4 protein-coding genes and 1 pseudogene are annotated in these 3981 nt (G+C 61.8%); 3 read left to right on the top strand and 2 right to left on the bottom strand.

Translation table 11 applies throughout. From position 1 onward, the window contains the following. Both WCA53_RS34155 and WCA53_RS34150 read left to right on the top strand, forming a co-directional pair. Positions 1-232 (top strand): annotated as a pseudogene (locus WCA53_RS34155) (VWA domain-containing protein); the annotation flags it as partial. Positions 233-401: 169 nt separating this feature from the next. After that, the gene (locus WCA53_RS34150) at positions 402-989 is read left to right on the top strand and encodes a DNA-3-methyladenine glycosylase (protein ID WP_423922634.1); all 588 of its coding nucleotides are present in this window, start codon (positions 402-404) and stop codon (positions 987-989) included. 16 nt (positions 990-1005) lie between these two features. Here the strand turns inward: WCA53_RS34150 and WCA53_RS34145 are convergent, their stop codons facing one another. Beyond that, the gene (locus tag WCA53_RS34145) at positions 1006-1815 is read right to left on the bottom strand and encodes an alpha/beta hydrolase (protein WP_423922631.1); all 810 of its coding nucleotides are present in this window, start codon (positions 1813-1815) and stop codon (positions 1006-1008) included. A 214-nt stretch (positions 1816-2029) separates the two neighbouring features. Between WCA53_RS34145 and folE the strand changes: the two genes are divergently transcribed. Beyond that, positions 2030-2680 (top strand): GTP cyclohydrolase I FolE, encoded by a 651-nt coding sequence (gene folE / locus WCA53_RS34140; RefSeq protein ID WP_423922628.1) that lies wholly within the window; start codon positions 2030-2032, stop codon positions 2678-2680. A gap of 27 nt (positions 2681-2707) precedes the next feature. Here the strand turns inward: folE and epsC are convergent, their stop codons facing one another. Continuing rightward, a complete protein-coding gene (gene epsC, locus WCA53_RS34135; RefSeq protein WP_423922625.1) occupies positions 2708-3679 on the bottom strand; it encodes a serine O-acetyltransferase EpsC in 972 nt (323 codons plus the stop codon). Positions 3680-3981 lie beyond the last annotated feature (302 nt).

Here is a 3981-nt window from a genome sequence, read left to right as displayed (position 1 = left end):
CGACGATCTGAACCTCTATCAGACCGCGTTGTGCAACGCAATCAAGGCCGACGGCGTGACGGTGTACGCGATTACATTCGGCACCGACGCGTCGAGCGGCGCGGCACAGGCAAGCATGGCCGCCTGCGCGACGGACTCCAGCCATTACTTCCATGCTCCGGACAACCCGACGTTGCAAAAGATCTTCGGGCAGATTGCAGGGGGATTGAGCGAGTTGCGCCTGATCAAGTGATGGGGTCGATCGACGCGCGGCCGCTTGATCTGCGGCGGCATACCAGTAGCCCCTTCTTCGCGCCGGCCTGGAAGCCATCGGGTGCTTCCAGCACCAGCGCCTCGTACCGCGATCGAAATTTCGTACTATCCTTCTTGTCCCGTAACGGTTATTCGCGAGAGTCCCGTCAGTGCCCCTCGATTCGCTTCGCCACAACCCCGTCATCGACTTCGCCCTACCCTCCGACATAGTCGCCCACCGCCTGATCGGCGCGATCGTGAGCGTAGACGGCGTGGGCGGAAAGATCGTGGAAACGGAAGCCTACGATCCCGAAGATCCGGCGTCGCATACTTTCTCCGGGGTCACGCCGCGCAATGCGGTCATGTTCGGGCCGCCGGCACATGTCTATGTGTACCGGTCATACGGGATTCACTGGTGCCTGAACTTCGTGTGCCGTGAAGAGGGACACGGCGCCGGCGTGCTGATCCGCGCGATCGAACCGCTGACCGGGCTCGATGCAATGCGCCAGCGCCGCGGGCTGGAACCCCTGAAATTATTGTGTTCGGGGCCTGGGCGCGTCACTCAGGCGCTTGCCATTACGCATCGCCACAACGGCATGTCGCTGCTTGAAGCACCGTTTGAGATCGAAGCGCCGCAGGAGCCTGTGCAGGTCGTGACCGGACCGCGTATCGGCATTACAAAGGCCGTCGACGTGCCCTGGCGCTTCGGCCTTGCCGGATCGAAGTTTCTCAGCAAGCCCTTTCCGAAGCCTGCTTGACACCACGACGCATATTTCAGCCGCGCATGGCTTGCATGAGCGCCGACAGTTGCACGCCATCGGGACGCGCGAGATCGAAAAGAATCGAGAAATGATTCGCGCCGGGCACCGGCACGTAACTCGCGCGCTCGCCTGCCGCCGTGCAAGCGCTGGCGTATTCGCGGGAATGACGGATGAGTTCAGGCAACTCGGCGTCGCCCACCGATACGACCATGGGCGCGCCGGAATCGATGTGCTGCATCGGGCTATACCGCGCGATTTCTTCCGCCGATAACCCCAGCTTGTCGTTGAGCGAACCCGCGCTGATCGGTTCGAGGTCGAAGAGACCGCTAACCGCCAGCGCATGGCTAACAGCCGGATGGCCGCGATGCATTGCCGTGAGATGCCCCCCGGCGGAATGGCCGCAAAGGATCAGCTTGCTATGCCCGCGCGCCACGAGAAAGTCCAGCAGGCGACCGATTTCCGCAACGATCTGCGTCATCGATGCGTCCGGTGCGAGCGTATATTCCGCAAGTGCGACGTTCATGTCGCACGCGAGCGGCCCTTCTGCTATGAACGCAAAATTCTCCTTCACCTGGCTCTGCCAGTAGCCACCGTGAAGGAAGACGAACGTCGCCGCGCCTGCCTTTGTTGCGGGGAAAAAATCGAAGCACTCGCGTGGAGCCGGTCCGTACTTCACGTCGCGCTCGCCGCCGCAGTCGGCATAAAACGCCGCGCTGCGCCCTTCAAATTCGAGGGCGATTTCCCGCACATTTGAAACAGAGCCGGTGTTGCTGTACGCCGTATCGAGCGCCGCACGATCCATGTCCCGCCACGCAATCGTCATCTGGTCTCCTTGGTTTGAAGCGCCAGTTTAATCGATTGATTTACGCGACGAAATCCGCGCCGGAGAAGGGCCAAACCCTAGGGAAAACCCGCCCGGAAAGCAACGGCAGCGACAAGGGCTTCCGGCCTGCTGGGGCCGGCGCAGCATCCGCCGCACCAAAACGTGGAACAATGTCGTTTTAATGACTTTTAGCTAAAAGCATCAGGAGCTTTCGATGAGTGCCACGCGCAACACCCCCGACGACGATCGGGACATCCGCGAGCAAGCAGGCCGCGCCGACCGTCCAAGCCGCGAGGAGGCGGAAGCCGCCGTTCGTGTGCTGATCCGCTGGGCCGGCGACGACCCCTCTCGCGAGGGTCTCATCGACACCCCTTCGCGCGTCACCCGTTCCTACGACGAATTTTTCGCAGGCTACGCGCAAGATCCCCGCGACATTCTTGCGCGCACGTTCTCCGAAGTGCACGGTTACGACGAAATGATCGTGCTCAAGGACATCCGCTTCGAAAGTTATTGCGAACATCACATGGTGCCGATCATCGGCCGGGCGCACGTGGCTTATCTGCCCGGCGAACGGGTGGTGGGAATCTCGAAGCTGGCGCGTCTCGTTGATGCGTACGCCAAGCGTCTGCAGATCCAGGAAAAGATGACGGCGCAGATCGCCGATACCCTCAACGACGTGCTGCGCCCGCTCGGCGTGGGCGTAATTCTCGAGGCCGCGCATCAATGCATGTCGACGCGCGGCGTTCACAAGGCGGGTGCATCGATGGTGACGTCCCGCATGCTGGGCGCTTTCCGCGACGACCCGTCCACGCGCCGGGAGTTTCTCGCGATCGTCGGTCACGACAGCTCGGGCCCGAACGCCTGATCGACCGATCGACTGAATACCAGGCGACTACGCGCCGCGATAATCATCCGGCGCGTTGATTCCCTCGCCCTCTCCGGCACCCTCCCGCACCTTCCCTTGCGACACGCTGCTGCCTGGCGGGACGCTATGGGTCAGCCACACATTCCCGCCGATCACCGACCTGCGTCCAATAGTCACGCGCCCGAGAATGGTCGCGCCCGCATAGATCACGACGTCGTCTTCCACGATCGGATGACGGGCATTACCCTTGACCAGCGCGCCGTCGTTGGCTGCCGGAAAGCTCTTCGCGCCCAGCGTGACGGCCTGATACACGCGCACATGTTCCCCGATCACCGCGGTCTCGCCGATCACTACGCCCGTCCCGTGATCGATGAAGAAACTGGGTCCGATTGTCGCGCCCGGATGGATGTCTATACCTGTAGCCGAATGCGCAATCTCATTGATGAAGCGCGCGAGCAATGGCACGCCGAGATTGTGAAGCGCATGCGCGAGACGATGATGCGTCATTGCCCACACGCCCGGATAGCAGAGCAGGATTTCCGTGATGTGCTGCGCTGCGGGATCGCCGACGAACGCGGCGTGGATGTCGCTGACAAGCAGTGCGCGAATGCCGGCCAGTTGCGTGCCGAATTCGCGGGCGAGGTCAAACGCGTGCGTGCCGAGTTCGGTATCGCTGAGTGGGTGGTTCTCCGGCGCGAAACGCAGCGCGCGACGGATTTGTTCCGCAAGCAATCGCAGGGTGCTTTCGAGCGTATTGCCCACGTAGTAGTCGACGCTTTCGGCGGTCAGGTCGGGCGCGCCGTAATGCGTGGGGAAGAGCGCGGCACGCAGGCCATTGACGATTTTGACGATGGCTTCTCGCGAGGGCAATTCGCGAATGCCGAGCGGATGGCGCGTGCGGTGCAATTGTTCGCGCGACGCGCGCAGGTCGGCAACGATCTGGTCGAGTCCCCACTCGTGGGACGTTGCTTGGCTCTCGCCGGACGGACGGTTGGGCATAGTGGAGTTCGAGGCGCGTGGCGCTGGATGGGCTGTAATAATGGGATCTGACAGCCCCGAGATTAACCGTTTTTGGATAGGCCCGGGGTCCGCTCGGGGGAGCGTCGGTTTGTTTGGGGGTTCGACGGGGTGCTGATCGCGGCGAGTGTCGGGAGAGCGTTGAGTCCTCCTGCTAGCGTGGTCGTTCTGCTTAAGTCGGATTTTCTTGCTTATTACTGTTAGCCCCTATCCGGGGCGGGACTTCATTTCTTTGCAAACGCGCAAAGAAACGAAGCAAAGAAACGCGTTCAAACCGCGAATAC

Source organism: Caballeronia sp., from assembly GCF_049581465.1.
Taxonomy (GTDB): Bacteria; Pseudomonadota; Gammaproteobacteria; order Burkholderiales; family Burkholderiaceae; genus Caballeronia.
This window is presented reverse-complemented; position numbering and strand designations above follow the sequence as displayed.

What these genes read in the sequence shown, in the direction of transcription:
- epsC (WP_423922625.1), bottom strand. Translation starts at nt 3,679, where the DNA reads ATGCCCAACCGTCCGTCCGGCGAGAGCCAAGCAACGTCCCACGAGTGG.
- folE (WP_423922628.1), top strand. Translation starts at nt 2,030, where the DNA reads ATGAGTGCCACGCGCAACACCCCCGACGACGATCGGGACATCCGCGAG.
- WCA53_RS34145 (WP_423922631.1), bottom strand. Translation starts at nt 1,815, where the DNA reads ATGACGATTGCGTGGCGGGACATGGATCGTGCGGCGCTCGATACGGCG.